The organism is Paenibacillus agaridevorans, from assembly GCF_018604145.1.
Lineage (GTDB): Bacteria > Bacillota > Bacilli > Paenibacillales > Paenibacillaceae > Pristimantibacillus > Pristimantibacillus agaridevorans.
This window is the reverse complement of record NZ_CP075889.1, coordinates 5,125,829-5,139,882: the sequence shown is the minus strand read 5'-3', so window position 1 is coordinate 5,139,882 and position 14,054 is coordinate 5,125,829. Positions and strand designations below refer to the sequence as shown.

Here is a 14,054-nt window from a genome sequence, read left to right as displayed (position 1 = left end):
TCGACCTGGATTAGTGGTAGGAATTCCCTCTAAAGCGCAAGCAAGGGCGTAGATGGGGATATTAGAGGGCGTTTTTCTACTTATTCCGAGAGAAGGGTGATCGAACAGACAAGAGCGACACGTTTCCCTTTTTTGGCGACAAATCTTCCTCTAAACGCGGACGCTCATCCTCGAACGGCCTCGATAGAGAATTATTTTCTCGAAACGAGCCGCGCCGCCAAAGGACGGCATAGCCGTTTCACCTTGAGAAAGAGGACCTCATCCACTTTACAGTGGAATTCGAGGTCCTTTTACGTATAAATCGGGATGTTCGGGACGGCAGGATATCATGCGAAAACCTTTAGACGGCTCTTCTTTCTGTAATGGAGGACCTTGCGATTAGAAATCGGCATTGCCCATTTTGCCTGCCTGGAAGTCTGCGTAGGCTTGAATGACTTCTTCGCGCGTGTTCATAACAAACGGCCCGTATTGGAACATCGGCTCGTCGATAGGCTCTCCGCCCAGCACGAGCACTAGCGTGTCGTCGCTCAAGGCTTCGAAGGTTATGCGGCCTTCGGCATTGTCGAACAACACGAACGCGCCTTCGCCGACCTCACGCTCGCCGTTCACTTTGGCGCTGCCGCGCAGGATGATAGCTCCCGTATTGTAGCCCGCCGGCAACTCGAATCCGGCGATGCCGCCTGACTTAAAGGCGATGTCGAACAAAGTGATCGGCGAAAAGGTCTCCGCGGGACCGCGCGTGCCTTCGTATTCGCCTGCAATAATGCGAACCTCTCCGCCGTCATTCGGCAGGGCGACCCGGCCCATATTCGCTTTCAGCAGCTCCTGATATCTTGGAGGATGCATCTTGTGTTCGCGCGGAAGGTTGACCCAAAGCTGGATAAAGTGGAACACGCCTCCGCGTTTGGCGAATTCTCGCTCGTGGTATTCCTTATGCAGCAAGCCGGAGCCTGCCGTCATCCACTGGACATCCCCGGGACCGATGATGCCGTGATTGCCATGGTTATCGTGATGCTCTACATACCCCTCGTATGCAATAGAGACTGTCTCGAAACCCCTGTGGGGATGCGCGCCGACGCCTCTGGCAGAATCGCTTGGAGGGAAATGGTAAGGCGCGTTGTAATCGAGCAGAATAAAGGGACTGATCCGCTCGCCGAGCTCATTGCCGGAAGGGAAGTAGTTGGATACGCGGAAGCCGTCGCCGACCATATGGAATGGCGCGCCGCTGCGAACACTGTCGATAGGTCTATAAGTCGTTGTCATGTAGAACACGCTCCTTGTTGGCATTTAATCTTAATGTTAATTATCTTGAATTAAAGATATCACGCCTTAAGGTTGTTGTCAACCATCATAGGAAAGGATGATCTAACAGACAGGAAAGCCGCTATTGGGGCGTAATGGAGTCAATTTGCGCGATGATGATGCCTAATAAGGTCGTGTATGTCATCTATGTCCGATAGGCAGGGAATGACTGGACGTTTTTGTATTTTTAATCACCTTCAGGTGGTTTTGTTGATAAATATGGACGAATCTACACAACCGCTGGCATGACCTGTAAATATGTCCATAACGTCCAAAAAAGCGTTCACCTCCAAGCCCCGTCCAGTCCGCTATAATAAGCTTAAACCTAACTTATTATAAATGGAGGAATTATACCATTATGAACATGTATACCAATCCGCCGCTCGTCGTTAAAGACGAGAGCTTGAGAGATTCCGCAGCATCGTCTGCTCCCGCTTATCATCCTGACCCGTACGTGCTCAAGTGGAATGGAAAATATTATGCGTATGCGACCGCCGAGGCCGGTGTTTCCTTGCTGACTTCCAAGGATATGAAGACGTGGACCTTCCAAGGATTCGCCTATCAGGAAGAGGGACGCAGCGGTTATTGGGCTCCTGCCGTCATGTACGATAATGGACAATTCTATCTTTATGTTTCTAATATGCCAAGCGGGGGAGACGACGTTCATCAACAGTTCATGCGGGTCGCGGTATCTGAGAGTCCGGAAGGCCCGTTCGAATATCGGAAGACGTTGTTCGATACGTTCTCTATCGATGCGCATGTCGTGCGCGATACGGACGGAGGTTTCGTCTTGTTCTATTCTACAAACGAAACTTACGGTATCGATGCTCATCGGGCGGGGACGGTTATTCTGGCGGACAGGCTGCTGGATCCCTTAACGCCGGAGGGCAAGCCGAAGCTGATCGTCAGGCCTACGCTGGACGAAGAGGTATTTGCCGTAAATCGCTTCGGCGATGGAAGGAACTGGCATACGATTGAAGGCGCTTTTCATCTGAGAAGAGGCGCAAAACATTACGTTATGTATAGCGGCAACGCTTATACCAGTCCGTATTATTATGTCGGATACAGCACGGCGGATCATGCGGCGGATCATTCGTTGACGGAGCTCGAGTGGAGCAAGCATCCGGACGACGACACCTACGAGCCGCTGCTAAGGAAGAACGAAAAGGTGGAAGGCGTTGGCCATAATAGCGTCGCAAAGGCGCCGAACAACGTCGACGACTGGATCGTTTATCATGGGCGCGAAGTACGCGGGGATGATGCGGCGGACGAGAAAGAACGAAGACAGCTGCGGATGGATCCGCTGCTGTGGCATGGGGACAGAATGATGGTGCCGGGACCGAGCTGGGAGGAAGTGCCCGCGCCCGCGATGCCCGCGTTCAGGGATCTGTTCGATCGTAAGGATACGGCAGAAGGCGATGAGATCGGGAGCGGCTGGACAACCGATGGAGGAGAATGGCGGATTAACGGGGGCAGCCTGCTTCAAGCAAGCCAGTTCGGCATTAGCCGGGCATTTGTCGAGCCCTCCTATGCCCATGCGCTTTTCGAACTGAACGTACGCTGGGAGCGGAGCCACATGGGAGGTTTGTACGGTGCCGCGCTGCAAGCAGGGGACGAGGCAAGCCGCATCGAGGTGCTGTTCGACGCGGGCAAACGGACGATCGGCATCTACGAGACGGTGCGCGGCATTAGGCTGGAGCAGCGAAGCCGCGTTCTTCCGGTCGGATTCCGATTCGACGTATACCATCAGGTAGTGATTCGTACATCAGGAAACGCCGTCATGGTGGAGCTGGACGGGGTGCAGACGTTGTCCGCCTCCTGCGCTTCTCCAGTTCAGCGATACGGTCTCGTCACTCACTACACGGCCGCCTGCTTTGCCGGCATTTCGTTAACAGGTTTCTTGTCGTTTCTGGAGACTGGGGCGGCGGCTTGCTTGTCTGCTTGCGAAGTGAAGGCCGGCGATTGGAGCGCGGCAGGAACGGCGTTGACCGGCTGCCCGACCGCAGGAATAACGACTCTCCGTCTTAACAACCCGTTCCCAGAAGAGGCGACAACCTGCCGCTTCGAGCTGGAGGGGGGGACCGCTAAGCTCGAGCTGTCGCTTGTTTCGGCGAATGGCGAGGTCCGCTCCGTCATCCTCCAAGACAATTCGATTGTCGGAGGCTGCACGTGGTTTATCCGCCATGCGGGACAACGTCTGCACATCAGCTTGGACGGCGAGACTGTGTTATCCGAGTCCGTACAAGGGGAAACATGGCGGTCGATCGCGGTGTCCTCGGAACGCAAGATCATATGGAGCCAATTGGAATGGACGGCGCTGGGATCCTAAAAAATTGTCCATAGAATACAAAAAGAAGACATTTTTTCGCCTTCCCCGCAAAGGTATGATGGGAACCAAGGTGAAACGGCCGCACTGTCCTTTGGAGGCGCAGCAAGTTTCATTGGGAGAATCATCTACAAGGGGGAAACGAAAGGATGAAAAAAGCTACAACTTGGTTATCCGTACTGACGGTATTCGCAATGGTCGCAACGGGCTGCAGCAATGGCGGCGATGCCGGAGGCAAAACGGGGAGCGCTTCGGGAGGCGACGGCAAGGGCAAGAAAACCGAGTTCTTGTTCTGGACGCCGTTCTCCGGAGCAGACGGCCCGTTCATGAAGGAGATCGTCGACAAATACAACGCTTCCCAGGACAGCTACAAGATCAACTTCGTTATCCAGCCCAACGGGGAATACTACAAGCAGCTTGACGTGGCGCTCAGCACGGGCAAGGAACGTCCGGATCTGATGATCATGCATCTGGATCAAATTCCGACTTACGTGAGCAAGGGACAACTGCAGGAGATGGATACGCTGGCGGGAGCTGCCGGCATTAATAAGACGGACTACGTGGAAGCCGCGGTCAACTACGCGACGATCGAAGACAAACTGTACGGCATTCCGCTCGACATTCACCCGCTTGTTATGTATTACAACAAGGACCTGCTGGAAGCCGCAGGCATCACAAGCCCTCCGACGAATCGCGAGGAATTCGACGCGGCGGTCGAAAAGGTAACGAACAAGGACAAGGGCGTTTACGGCTATGTCGTCCCTACGCTCTGGCCGCAGCAATTTATCTTCCCGACACTTGTCTGGCAGAACGGCGGCGAGCTGTGGAACGGTACCGATGTCGCGTATAATTCGCCTGAAGCGGTGGAAATGATTGAGTGGCTGCGCGGAATGGTCGACAAGGGCGTATCGCCGGGCAATGTACAGCAGGATGGAGAGAACACCTTGTTCCTGCAAGGCAAAAACGCCATTCAACTCAACGGTCCATGGATGAAATCGCAATTCGACGAAGCAGGTCTCAATTATGGCGTCGCGCCTGTGCCGCAAATCGGCAAGGCGAAGCAAGCCGTGTTTGGCGGTTCTCATAACTTCGCAATTCCGAAAGACGTAAAGGACGAGGGAATTATCGCCGGCATTGGCGAATTCCTCAAGTATGTTTCCTCCAATTCGCTGGAGTGGGCGGAATCCGGTCAGGCGCTTGCCGCCAAGCCGATGATCGAGAGCGCCGAATTCAAGGCGCTGCCGCAAAGCGCGATCGCGGATAGCTTCTCTTACGTGCAATTCGCGCCGAACGTGCTTAATTGGCCGACGATTTCCGAGCCGATCTGGGGCGAGCTGAACAACGCGCTGCTGGGCAAGAAGGATGCCCAGAAGGCGATGGACGACGCGGCGGCGAAGTCCAAGCAAGCGATCGGCAAGTAAGACGGACGACCGAAAGCGGAAAGGACGGAGCGGAGGCAAGGGCGGCTCCGTCCTTTTTTTACCGCATAAGAAAATATCCGTTTTCGGTCCTCGAAAACGGATTTCTTAGTGGCGATAAAACCTGCATCTAAACGCGGTCGCTCATCCTGGAATAGCCTCTTACTCACTCCACACGTTTCTTCGGAAAGAAAATGTCTTTTAATGTGAAAGAGTCGTTTCCGTACCGGGGCTGTGGCGGAGCTTTATGGTGGTTTTTAGAAGGACGCTGCAATCATCAGTCGTGCAGAAAATAAAGGGAAAATCGCCCACTATTCTCGCTTATAAATGTAATTTCACTACTTTAAGAGGAAATCTTCCCTCTAATATCCATCCAATTGGCGTTTGCCCATCATTCTGCTTGAATTAGGGGGACAATTTCCCTCAAAAAACATCGCAGCGACAACAGGGTAGTCAATTAAAGGGAGTTTTTCCCTTTATTAAAACGTACATGCAGCATGTGTGTTTGCGAAAGGACGCTGTCAGCCGTTTTTCTTACCACATAAACGTAAGTTTTCGAACTTGCATTGGACCATACTTGACCTATAATTCTCGGAATGAAACGGGCTGCTCTGCCAAAGGACGGCGACAGCCGTTTCACCTTGTTCGCGCGAGATACATGTCAGTAACGTTGGAGGGATTGCATTTATGAGAACGTCCTGGACGTCCAGGTTAACGTCTGCTTTATTCGCACTGCCGTATACGATATGCTTCGCCATGTTCCTGCTGTTCCCGATCGGGTACGGCATCTATATCAGCTTACATGACTTCGAATTGTTGTCCGAGGAGCATCCGTTCGTCGGGCTTGCCAACTATATCGCGATTTTTTCGGGAGGAACTTACGAAAACAGCGTCTTCCTCCGAGGCCTCTGGGCAACGGCCCAGTTCGTGCTGTTTTCCGTGCCGCTGCTTATCGCGGTGGGGCTGGGGCTCGCGATGCTCGTCAACGTTTTGCCGGGCCGCATACGCGGGCTGTTCCGCACTTTCTACTTCATGCCTTACGCCATCTCCGCATCCGTTATGGCGGTGATTTGGCTCATGATGTTCGACACGAACGCCGGATTGATTAACAGCATGCTGATGAAGCTGGGCTTTGATACGATTCCGTGGCTGACGGATACGCCCTGGGCATGGGTATCGCTAATCGCGACGACGCTGTGGTGGACGATCGGTTTTAATATGATTATTTTCATTAACGCGCTTAACGAAGTGCCCGAGGACTATTATGAAGCCGCATCCATAGACGGAGCGACCGTATGGAGCAAGTTCGCTTACATTACATTGCCGTCGATTCGTCCCGTCATGCTGTTCGTCATGATTACTTCGACGATCGCTTCGTTTAACGTCTATGCGCAGCCATTCCTGCTTACGCGCGGGGGGCCGGGCGATTCCACGAAGGTGCTCCTGATGAACGTGCTGGATCAGGCCTTCATTCGCAAGGAAATCGGCAGCGCGTCCGCGATGGCCATTATAATGGCGCTGCTCATCATGATCATTTCGGTCGTGCAATACAGACTGACTTACGGAAGAAAGGAGAGTGGCGTCTAGGATGAAAGGAACGCGCAAGCTATTATTGATACTGCTGGCGACCGTCATCGCGGCCATCTTTTTGCTTCCCCTCGTCTGGATGCTCTCGACCTCGTTCAAGAACGACTTCGAGGCGCTGGCCGGACAGATGAACTTTATCCCGAAGAAGCCGACTATCGAAAATTATATAGAAGGACTGTCCGGCGAGCTGATGAACGTGCCGATCGTACGCTGGATTACAAACTCTCTGTCGGTGGGCGTTATCGGCACGGCGATCGTGCTGCTGATTGACTCCATGGCCGCATTCGCGCTCGCTCGTCTGTCCGACTTGCCGTTCAAGCGAACGCTGTTTGCGATGTTTGTCGCATCGCTTATGATCCCGGGCGTGCTGACGTTTTTGCCGATGTATATGGAATTCAACGCGCTGGGACTGATCAATACGTATTCGGCACTGATCTTGCCTTATACCGCGGGCGCTTTCGGCGTCTTCCTGCTTTATCAATTTTTTATCTCCTTCCCCAAGGAGATCGAGGAGGCGGCCCGCATTGACGGGGCGAACAAGTGGCAGATCTATTCCCGCATTCTGCTGCCTGCGTCCGTTTCCATTATGGTCACGCTTGGCATCTTCACCTTTATGGGAATATACAACGACTTCGTGTGGCCGCTGTACGCGACAACTTCGCCGGAGATGCGGACCATTACGGCCGGTATCGCTCTGATGGCGCAGGGCAGCTACACGCAGGCGTACGGCAAGCTGATGGCGATGACGACGATTGCGACGCTGCCTGTTCTGATCGTATTTATTTTGGGACAACGTTCGTTCGTCAGGGCGATTACGCAAGCCGGCGTGAAATAAGGGAAGGAGAGAGTATGCGGATGGGTGGAAGACGGGGATCGAAGAGCATATACTTCGGGCTGGGGGCGGTCTTGCTGACCGCCCTTGCCGCTATTTGGATAGGGACGGTGAACGGGTGGATGAACGGTAATGATGAAGAAACGGTCCCGTACGCGGGGCATGGAGGGACATTCAAGAACGCGATCTCCGGGATGGATACGCCGGATCCCAGCGTGGTCTACAAAGACGGCTTCTATTATATGACGTTTACGCATAACGGCGCGGACGTCATGGTCATGAAGTCGCGCACGCTGGACTTTAAGCATGCGGAGCGCAAGGTGGTCTGGTATCCGCCGGTCGACACCGCCTATTCCGCCAACTTATGGGCCCCGGAGATTCAATATATACGCGGCAAGTGGTATATCTACTTCGCGGCCGACGACGGGGCGAACGAAAATCATCGGATGTACGCGCTGGAGGCGGATACCGATGATCCTATGGGAGAATATACCTTCAAGGGACAAATTACGGATGAATCCAATCGCTGGGCGATAGACGGTCTCGTCATGGAGCATGAAGAGAAGCTGTACTTTGTATGGTCAGGCTGGGAGGCCGACGTCAACATCGCGCAGAACACCTATATCGCTCCGATGAGCGATCCGCTGACGATCAGCGGTCCTCGCGTGCTCCTGAGCGCTCCCGATCTGGAGTGGGAGCGGGCGGGAGGACCTCCTTACATCAACGAGGGACAGGCGATTCTGAGCAAAGACGGACGCGTGTTCCTTGCGTATTCGGGAGCGGGCAGCTGGACGCCGCATTACAGCATCGGGATTCTGGCGCTGGCGCCCGGCGGGAATCCTCTGGATCCGGCGGATTGGGAGAAATCCGCGCTGCCGCTTATGGCGATGGACGACGAAGCCGGCGTGTACGGCCCGGGGCACAACTCGTTCGTGAAGTCGCCCGACGGCACGGAGGATTGGATCGTGTACCATGCGACGAGCGGCATTGCCGACGGCTGGAATAATCGGAGGGCGCGCGCGCAGCTCGTGTTATGGGGCGAGAATGGATTGCCGAGCTTCGGGAAGCCGTTGTCTACGGATACCGCGATTCCGGTTCCTTCCGGCAGCGGTATTTTCCTGGCCGAACACGCGGGAACGGCGGAAGGCGGCGGTCTGCTCTTCGACAGCTTGCCGCTGGGTACCGGAGCCGCTCGGCAAGCGCCATTGCTGCTGCATTATCGCAATGCGACCGGCACAGACGCGGCCTTGCAGTTGGAAGCGCCCGGCGGCGAGCCGGTCGAAGTCGCTCTGCCGGCGCTTGCAGGCGATGAGACCGGCTATGTCTACGCCGTTATCGGCTTTGCGGAGGGGAGCCGCAGCGTGGTCGCGACCGGTCCGGATGGAGAGCTGCCGGCAGGCGTTCGCGTGACCGCGCTGGAAATTCCGCGTTATGAAGCGGAGTACGCGCAGGGCGGCGAAGGCATGGCTGCCGAAGATAATCCGTTCGCTTCGGGCACAGGGGTCATGAAGGGCGAGGGCGGCAAGCTTGCGTTCGATTCGGTCATTGTACCGGAGACGGCTCCATATACGCTGCGGATCGCGGCAAACAATCCATCGTCAAGCGAGATTGCCCTGCATGTGGAGACATCGGGCAGCAAGAAGGAGACCGTGCGGTTGCCGCCGACTGCCCGCAGCGAATACACTGTTGCCGAGCTCCGGCTGAAGTTGCGGAAGGGCGCCAATTCGATTACACTAAAGCCTGCCTCGGACGGGGTATCTATTGATTATATCGATATCGTGCGATAGCGGTAAAACAGACGCGTACAATCAGGAGCTGCCACAGCCGAAAGGGGTTCGAAGGGATGAGATCTGCGGGTTCAAAAATAGATTGGCGAAGGCTTGCGGCATGTCTGCTTGCGGGAGGTTTGCTCGCGGGGACGTTGGCAGGCTGCGCGCGGAACGAGGCGCCTTCTCCGCAGCCCGAGCCCAAGCGCGACGTGATCCGCCTGGATTACTGGACCCCCTTCAGCGGCGGCGACAACCAGTTTATGACCGAGATGGTGGAGCAGTTCAACGCCCAGCAGGACGACATTAGAATCGTGCAGACCAACACCAGGCTCGATGATTATTATTCGCGCCTCCGAACGGCGATACTGGCCGGCAATGCGCCCGATGTCGCGATCATTCATACGACGAGCATGCCGCAATTCGTCCAGAATGGTTATATCGAGGATCTGACGGAGTCGGCCCGGGAGGTCGGTCTTGACTGGAACGACTTCACCCCCCATATTCGCAAAGCAACGGAATATGACGGGAGCTCCTATGGCGTTCCGCTGGATACGCACGCGCTCGTTATGTATTACAATAAGTCGCATTTGCGAGCGGCCGGCGTCCTTGACGAAGCGACCGGGAGGCCGGTCATCGATCCGGGACCCGAAGGCTTCGCGGCATTTCTGGAGCGTATTCGCGCTGCTGCAGCTTCCGATGTGGCGCCGCTTGCGATGCCGAGTACGCGGATCGATTCCGTCTGGTTCTGGTGGAGCCTGTACAATCAGATGGACGGAGGAGGGGCGTTCTACAGCGAATCCGGCAAACAGGCCAGGTTCGACAACGCCAAGGCGCTGGAGGCGCTGGAGTACGTCAACCATCTATATGCAACGGGTTTAATTCCGCCGGATATCAACGATTCCTTCAAATTGTTTCGCGATGGCAAGGCTGCCGTCATCATGCTCGGCATGTGGGGAACAGGAGCCTTCGAGCATGCGGAGTCACTTGATTTCGGCGTCGTGCCGCTCCCCGTTCTATACGATCATTCCGCGGCCTGGGGAGATTCGCATACGCTGGCGATTCCGACCAAACACGGCATGACGGAGGAAAAACGCCGAGCGGCATTGACCTTCTCGAAGTGGATGGTCGAGCACGGCGAACTTTGGGCGCAGGCCGGTCATGTGCCCAGCATGACGAAGGTCGTGGAGAGCAAGGCGTTTACCGACCAGGAATATCGGGGCGATTATGCCGCCGTCGCCAATTATGTCGCTTATTGGCCGCGGCATGTAAAGCAATGGTCCGCGATCGAATTGTTAATTCAGGAGTTCGAGAAGATGAACTACAAGGAGCAGACGCCTAAGCAGACGCTTGAGAATGCGGTTAGGAAGGTAAATGCACTGGCGAGCGGACATGAGGAGAATGCGGAATGATCCGGAAGCTGACGCAAGGATTCCGGAACCAGGAGCTGGCGCGCAAGCTGATCTGGATCAACTGTCTGCTGGTGCTTGTTCCGCTGGCCGCAATGGGACTTTATACATTCGGCAGCTTTGAGAAGGCGATGGAGAAAAACGTCGGCAGCTATCAACTGCAGACCGTCAAGCAGATTACGCTTAACATCGACACGTATATGAACGAATTAAACCGATTGACGCTGTCCCCCTACTCCAATAAGGATATCATGAGCTTTATCAGCTCGCGGCGGACGCTTGGACAGAGATTGGAATTGAAGGAGATCGAGGCGCTCAACCAATTCGTTTCGTCGATCTTTATCAATGGCCGAATCGATATAATGGGCATCTCGTTGTTCGGGGAGAAAGGGGCCTCGTACGTCGTACTCCCCGAGAGCCAATATGTGACGACGTATAAGCTGGATGAAAGCGCCGAGTGGCTCATGAAGGCCAAGGAGCGTTTCGGGCAGCCGACCTTTATCACGACGCACGAGGTGCAGGCGACGAGCGGCATGTCGTATGAGGTGTTCTCGATCGCCCGCGAGCTTCGCAGCTTCGATACCGGCGAGACGCTGGGTTATATCGTGCTGGATATCGACCCGGCCTCCGTCCGCAAAATATTGCTGCAAGCCGACCCCGTCCGCAAGGAGTCCATGTATATCGTTGACGGAGGCGGCCAGCCGGTCATTACGCGGGACGAAGCGCCGGCAATCGCGGATCTCGGCTCCCCGCAAGGGGAAGGGATGCTTCATATTGACGGCGGAGATACGGAGAAGCTGCTAGTCGCATATGTAACCTCGGACGTAACGGGCTGGACGACGGTAAGCGCCGTTCCGGTCCGGGAGCTGATGAAGGACAGTCTTTTCGTCCGCAATTCCATCGCGCTTGCGGGTTTTATCTGCATCGGACTGGCGATGCTGATCTCCGTCTTTCTCGCGTTTCGTATAACGCTGCCGCTGCGCAAGCTGAGCCGGTTGATGCGAAAGGTCGAGCAAGGCGAACTCAACGTCTCGTTCCCCGTCACGTCGGCCGACGAGGTCGGCCAGCTGGGGAGCACGTTTAATACGATGGTGTCCAAGCTGAGCGAGCTTGGTTATCTGCTCTACGAAACGGAGATAAGGGAGAAGGATGCCCAGATAGCCGCGCTGCAGAGCAAGATCAATCCGCACTTTCTGTACAATACTCTGGGCTCTATCAGCATGTACGCCGAGCTTGAGGGGAACCGGGAAATCGTGACGATGGCGAACAATCTCGGCAAGCTGCTGCGCTATAGCCTGAGCAGCCGGAGGGAAGCCGTCACTTTGGAGGACGAGCTTGTGCACGTGGGCGGATATATGAGCATACAGAAAATACGGTACGACGAACGCATCGCGTTCGAGACCGACATCGACGAAGGGGCGCTTGGCTGCAAGGTCATTCCGCTCATTATTCAGCCCATCGTCGAAAATGCGATTAACCACGGCATCGACAAGGGGGTAGGCGAAGGTCGGATCAAAGTATCCGGACGCGAAGCGGAGGGCGTGCTGACGATCGTCGTGGAGGACGACGGCATCGGCCTCGGCACGGAGGAGCTGCGGATGCTGCGCGAGCGGCTGAAGCATTCCAAGGATCTCGGAGGCAAGACGGGCAATGGACTGTTGAACGTGCATCGGCGAATCGAACTGCATTATGGCGAACCCTACGGTCTGGCCTTCGAGAGCATGCCGTATCAAGGGCTTCGGGTTATTATGACGCTGCCGGCCATGACCGACGGCGGAGAGCAATAGATCAGCGGGGGAGGATGGACGAATGCCTAAAATCGTTGTAGTGGATGACGAGGCGATATTCCGGCGGGGACTCCGGGCGATGATCGCTTCGTGGGACTCCGAGTGGGAGGTTGTCGGCGACGCGAAGGATGGTTACGAGGCGCTTGAGCTGCTTCAGCGGCTCACGCCGGACGTGCTGCTGACGGACATTCGGATGCCCAAGATGGACGGTCTCCAACTGCAGACGATCGCAAGGGAACGGTTTCCGAAGCTGCAATGCGTCGTCATCAGCGGATATGAGGACTTTTCGTACCTGCAGCAATCCATGCGCAGCGGCGCAAAGGATTACATCATGAAGCCGGTGGAGCGCGAAGAGCTGACGCGCGTGTTGGATAAGTTGAAGGAGGAGCTGCGTACGAGAGAAGCGTCGCCGACTACGGATGCGGTTAAGGACGACCGCCAGCTTCGTCAGCAGGCTTCCGACGCTTTGTCCGCCGGCATCATGCGCGCCAGCTTGCAGCAACAGGATCTGGACTTGCTGAGTCAACTGGGCATCGAGCTGTCCGAGCCTTATTTTAATTGCCTGGTCATTAAACTCGACAAAGAATCGGTTGCGCGGGAGCGGTATACGCAATCCGATCCGTCGCTGTTCCAGCTCTACATTCAACAGTTCGTACAGGAAATTCTGGATCACCGGATGCCGGGATTCAGCTTTGTTTTCTCGGAGTCGGAGGTTGCGGCGCTCGTAAACATGCCGGATACGAATATGGCTGCTCTTCTGGAACACGCCGAATCTATTAGAAGACAAATCAAGTCTCTCTCCAATCTGACCGTAACGATCGGCATCGGACGTCCGGTAAAAGGGTTCGAGTCCATGACCGTGCCGTTCCGCGAGGCGGGGATCGCGTTGCTGTACCGTCTCGTCGTGGGAGGAGACAAGGTGATCGATTACCGCAACGCGGCGCAAAATCATCTCCTCAAGGCGGAGATGAAGAAGTGGTCCTGGGAGTCGCTGGATAAGGCGATCCACGAAGGGCGGCGAGACGAAGCCGAGCGATTGGCGGAGCTGACCATTGGCGAGCTGTGCGCCAAGGCGGGGACGCCGGAGCTTGTGCACCAGCAGATATGCAAGCTGCTTATCCAGTGCTACGAGCTGTCGGAAGAGCTTGGATTGACTCGGGATTGGCTTGGCAACAAGGATATCCGGACGCTGCTCGTCGAGATATGTTCGATCTCATCCAGCACGGAGCTGATCGAGGTATGCCGGACGCTGCTGGGCAGTCTGACCTCGGGCATCGCGGAAGGAAGCAAGCCGACGGAGCGCGATCCCATCCAACTGGCGGAGAGGTACCTGGAGAAACATTATCACGAGCCGCTGGCGCTTAAGGATCTCGCCGACAAGGTGTTCTTGAATGCGGCCTACTTCAGTACGCTGTACAAGCAACGTACAGGCAAGACATTCGTCGAGCGGCTGACCGAGCTTCGCGTGGAGGAAGCGAAGCGGCGGCTGGCATCGACGGACGAGAAGATACTCGGCATCGCGGAGATGACGGGCTTCTCGAATATTCGCCACTTCAACCGCGTCTTCAAAAACGAAGCGGGCGTCACGCCCAAGGAGTATCGGGAAGAGGTGCGGAGCAGGCGATAG

9 protein-coding genes are annotated in these 14,054 nt (G+C 55.6%); 8 read left to right on the top strand and 1 reads right to left on the bottom strand.

What is annotated here, in order from left to right; translation table 11 throughout:
* Nucleotides 1–378: 378 nt before the first annotated feature.
* Complete coding sequence (locus KJW29_RS20875) at nucleotides 379–1,263, bottom strand: pirin family protein (protein ID WP_214626023.1); 885 nt, start codon at nucleotides 1,261–1,263, stop codon at nucleotides 379–381.
* A gap of 397 nt (nucleotides 1,264–1,660) precedes the next feature.
* Here KJW29_RS20875 and KJW29_RS20870 point away from each other — a divergent pair, with 397 nt between their 5' ends.
* The 8 genes from KJW29_RS20870 to KJW29_RS20835 all read left to right on the top strand — a co-directional run bounded on the left by KJW29_RS20870 (nucleotide 1,661) and on the right by KJW29_RS20835 (nucleotide 14,054).
* The gene (locus KJW29_RS20870; protein ID WP_214626022.1) at nucleotides 1,661–3,631 is read left to right on the top strand and encodes a glycoside hydrolase family 43 protein; all 1,971 of its coding nucleotides are present in this window, start codon (nucleotides 1,661–1,663) and stop codon (nucleotides 3,629–3,631) included.
* A 146-nt stretch (nucleotides 3,632–3,777) separates the two neighbouring features.
* Nucleotides 3,778–5,049 (top strand): ABC transporter substrate-binding protein, encoded by a 1,272-nt coding sequence (locus tag KJW29_RS20865; RefSeq protein WP_214626021.1) that lies wholly within the window; start codon nucleotides 3,778–3,780, stop codon nucleotides 5,047–5,049.
* A 684-nt stretch (nucleotides 5,050–5,733) separates the two neighbouring features.
* Nucleotides 5,734–6,633 (top strand): carbohydrate ABC transporter permease, encoded by a 900-nt coding sequence (locus KJW29_RS20860; protein WP_214626020.1) that lies wholly within the window; start codon nucleotides 5,734–5,736, stop codon nucleotides 6,631–6,633.
* A gap of 1 nt (nucleotide 6,634) precedes the next feature.
* Nucleotides 6,635–7,468, top strand: coding sequence for a carbohydrate ABC transporter permease (locus tag KJW29_RS20855; RefSeq protein ID WP_214626019.1), 834 nt, complete (start codon nucleotides 6,635–6,637; stop codon nucleotides 7,466–7,468).
* 20 nt (nucleotides 7,469–7,488) lie between these two features.
* Complete coding sequence (locus KJW29_RS20850; protein ID WP_214626018.1) at nucleotides 7,489–9,252, top strand: family 43 glycosylhydrolase; 1,764 nt, start codon at nucleotides 7,489–7,491, stop codon at nucleotides 9,250–9,252.
* A 56-nt stretch (nucleotides 9,253–9,308) separates the two neighbouring features.
* The gene (locus tag KJW29_RS20845) at nucleotides 9,309–10,643 is read left to right on the top strand and encodes an ABC transporter substrate-binding protein (protein ID WP_214626017.1); all 1,335 of its coding nucleotides are present in this window, start codon (nucleotides 9,309–9,311) and stop codon (nucleotides 10,641–10,643) included.
* On the top strand, nucleotides 10,640–12,427 hold the full coding sequence (locus KJW29_RS20840) for a cache domain-containing sensor histidine kinase (protein WP_214626016.1): 1,788 nt from the start codon (nucleotides 10,640–10,642) through the stop codon (nucleotides 12,425–12,427). The genes KJW29_RS20845 and KJW29_RS20840 overlap by 4 nt, the downstream gene beginning before the upstream one ends.
* Before the next feature lie 22 nt (nucleotides 12,428–12,449).
* Nucleotides 12,450–14,054 carry a response regulator gene (locus KJW29_RS20835; protein WP_214626015.1) on the top strand — a complete coding sequence of 535 codons (1,605 nt, stop codon included), beginning with the start codon at nucleotides 12,450–12,452 and terminating at the stop codon, nucleotides 14,052–14,054.

Coding starts and splice junctions, on each gene's coding strand:
- KJW29_RS20875 (WP_214626023.1), bottom strand. CDS start 1,263: ATGACAACGACTTATAGACCTATCGACAGTGTTCGCAGCGGCGCGCCA.
- KJW29_RS20870 (WP_214626022.1), top strand. CDS start 1,661: ATGAACATGTATACCAATCCGCCGCTCGTCGTTAAAGACGAGAGCTTG.
- KJW29_RS20865 (WP_214626021.1), top strand. CDS start 3,778: ATGAAAAAAGCTACAACTTGGTTATCCGTACTGACGGTATTCGCAATG.
- KJW29_RS20860 (WP_214626020.1), top strand. CDS start 5,734: ATGAGAACGTCCTGGACGTCCAGGTTAACGTCTGCTTTATTCGCACTG.
- KJW29_RS20855 (WP_214626019.1), top strand. CDS start 6,635: ATGAAAGGAACGCGCAAGCTATTATTGATACTGCTGGCGACCGTCATC.
- KJW29_RS20850 (WP_214626018.1), top strand. CDS start 7,489: ATGGGTGGAAGACGGGGATCGAAGAGCATATACTTCGGGCTGGGGGCG.
- KJW29_RS20845 (WP_214626017.1), top strand. CDS start 9,309: ATGAGATCTGCGGGTTCAAAAATAGATTGGCGAAGGCTTGCGGCATGT.
- KJW29_RS20840 (WP_214626016.1), top strand. CDS start 10,640: ATGATCCGGAAGCTGACGCAAGGATTCCGGAACCAGGAGCTGGCGCGC.
- KJW29_RS20835 (WP_214626015.1), top strand. CDS start 12,450: ATGCCTAAAATCGTTGTAGTGGATGACGAGGCGATATTCCGGCGGGGA.